Source organism: Streptomyces sp. NPDC059866 (genome assembly GCF_042731325.1).
GTDB lineage: Bacteria > Actinomycetota > Actinomycetes > Streptomycetales > Streptomycetaceae > Streptomyces > Streptomyces flavusporus.
On sequence record NZ_JBHWJT010000136.1, the window covers coordinates 1 to 1201 of the forward strand.

At 65.3% G+C, this 1201-nt stretch carries 1 protein-coding gene; it reads left to right on the forward strand.

Annotated features, from left to right (window positions below):
• Nucleotides 1–211: 211 nt before the first annotated feature.
• Nucleotides 212–1189 (forward strand): IS630 family transposase, encoded by a 978-nt coding sequence (locus tag ACFV7R_RS47085; RefSeq protein ID WP_385276985.1) that lies wholly within the window; start codon nucleotides 212–214, stop codon nucleotides 1187–1189.
• The last annotated feature ends 12 nt before the right edge of the window (nucleotides 1190–1201 follow it).

Consider the following 1201-nt stretch of genomic DNA (forward strand, 5'->3'; position numbering starts at 1 on the left):
CTAGTGGCTCGTCACGCAGCCTTGGCCGGGTAATCGACCCGCTGCTCGTCGGCCAGCAGACTGTCTCCAAGACCTGATCTTGGAGGTGGTCGTGGGACGCCGACCGAGTGTGTTCGTCCGGCCAGTCACGATGGACGAGGGCCGGAAGCTGCAGCGGATCAGCCGGACCGCGAAGGACCCGGTGAAACTTCGTCGGGCGATCGTTGTGTTGATGTCCGCCCAGGGCCAGACGGTCAAGGACATCACGACGCTGATGCAGGTCGGCGAGGACTACGTCCGCGATGTCATCCACGCCTTCAACGAGCGGGGGTTCGACGCGCTGGACCCAAAATGGAGCGGGGGACGCCCGAGGGCGATCAGTGACGAAGTGCGCGAGCACATCTGCCTGATTGCCCGGACGTCCCCCGCCGACTGGAAGATCACCGCGTTCTCCACCTGGAGCCTGAGCAAGCTCGCCGAGCACCTCATCGAGCAGAAGGTGACCGCGGCCATCAGCCGGGAGACCCTGCGCCGGATCCTGCGCCAGGGCAAGGTCTCCTGGAAGACCACCACCACCTGGAAGGCGTCCACCGACCCGGAGTTCATCGCCAAGATGCACCGCATCCTGGCGCTGTACGACACAGCGCCCGCCGACGGACGAGTGATATGCGTCGATGAGTTCGGGCCGCTGAACCTGATGCCCCGCAAAGGCAAGGCATGGGGGCCGGTGAGGCGTCCGCGCCGACTGCGGGCCACCTACAACCGCACAAACGGCGTCAGGCACATGCTCGCTGCCCTCGATCTGGCCACCGGCAAGCTGTACTACCGCATCCGGCCACGCAAGCGCTGGCGGGAGTTCCTCGACCTCCTCAAGGCCTTACGCGCCCGCTGGCCTGAGGAGAAGCTCTATGTGGTGCTGGACAACTTCTCCCCGCACAAGCACGCAAGCGTCTGCACCTGGGCGACCGACAACGACATCGAGCTGGTCTTCCTGCCGACCTACGGCTCCTGGCTGAACTGGATCGAGGCCGAGTTCGCAGCCCTGCGCTACTTCGCACTCAACGGCACCGACCATCGCAGCCACGACGAGCAGAACGCCGCTATCGGCGCATACGTACGCTGGCGCAACACGCGCGCCGAACCGAAGACCACCTTCGCCCCCGACTCACCGATCCGATCATGGACTCATTACCCGGCCAAGGCTGCGTGACGAGCCACTAGC